Annotated in this window: 1 protein-coding gene; it reads left to right on the top strand. The window is 63.5% G+C overall.

Annotated features, from left to right (window positions below; genetic code table 11):
- Positions 1-1142, top strand: a 1142-nt coding sequence (locus P3L18_RS28105) for an IS256 family transposase (protein ID WP_276115996.1), incomplete at both ends; no start/stop codon positions are given.

Here is a 1142-nt window from a genome sequence, read left to right on the forward strand (position 1 = left end):
GTTCGCTGAGCTGGTCCGTGCCGGACTGCAGGCGTTGATCGAGGCCGAGGCCACCGAAAAGATCGGTGCCGGCCGCTACGAGCGGTCTGCAGAGCGCACGGTGCACCGCAACGGGCACCGGGCCAAGACGGTATCGACCCCGGCCGGGGATGTGTCGGTGAAGATCCCCAAGCTGCGGTCGGGCTCGTTCTTTCCGGTGTTGTTGGAACGGCGCCGCCGTATCGACAAGGCGTTGCATGCGGTGATCATGGAGGCCTACGTGCATGGGGTCTCCACGCGCAACGTCGATGACCTGGTCACCGCCCTCGGCGTCGATACCGGGATCTCGAAATCGGAGGTCTCGCGCATCTGTGGTGGTCTCGATACCGAGATCACCCGCTTCCGGGAACGCTCACTGGCCCACACCACGTTTCCGTACGTGTTTGCTGATGCGACCTACTGCAAGGTTCGGGTCGGTGCGCACGTGGTCTCTCAGGCGCTCGTGGTGGCCACCGGAGTGTCGATGGATGGCTCGCGGGAGGTACTCGGTACCGCAGTCGGCGACTCGGAGTCGTTCGAGTTCTGGCGGGAGTTCTTCGCGTCGCTGAAAGCGCGTGGTCTGGCGGGGGTGCAGTTGGTCACCTCTGATGCCCATGCAGGGTTGAAAGCTGCTGTGGCGCAGCAGTTCAGCAACGTCACTTGGCAGCGATGCCGGGTGCATTTCATGCGTAACCTGCACGGGGCGGTCTCGGCGAAACAGGCCCCGGTGGTGACCGCGGCGGTCAAGACGATCTTCGCCCACACCGAACCCGACGACATCCACGCCCAGTGGGACCAGGTGGCCGACACGCTGGAAGCGTCGTTCCCGAAAGTGGCGGCGATGATGCGGGAAGCCAAAGCTGATGTGTTGGCGTTCACCGCGTTCCCGAAGGCGCACTGGCAAAAGATCTGGTCGAACAACCCGATCGAACGGTTGAACAAGGAAATTAAACGCCGCGCTGATGTCGTGGAGATCTTCCCGAACCCGGCGGCGTTTCTACGGCTGTCGACCGCGGTGGTGATCGAGGCCCACGACGAGTGGCAGGTCACCCGCCGCTACCTCTCCGATGTATCGATGCTCGAACTCAAGAAGGTGATCGCCGCCAAACACCACGCCGCCGCAG

The organism is Gordonia sp. N1V (genome assembly GCF_029269935.1).
Classification (GTDB): domain Bacteria; phylum Actinomycetota; class Actinomycetes; order Mycobacteriales; family Mycobacteriaceae; genus Gordonia; species Gordonia polyisoprenivorans.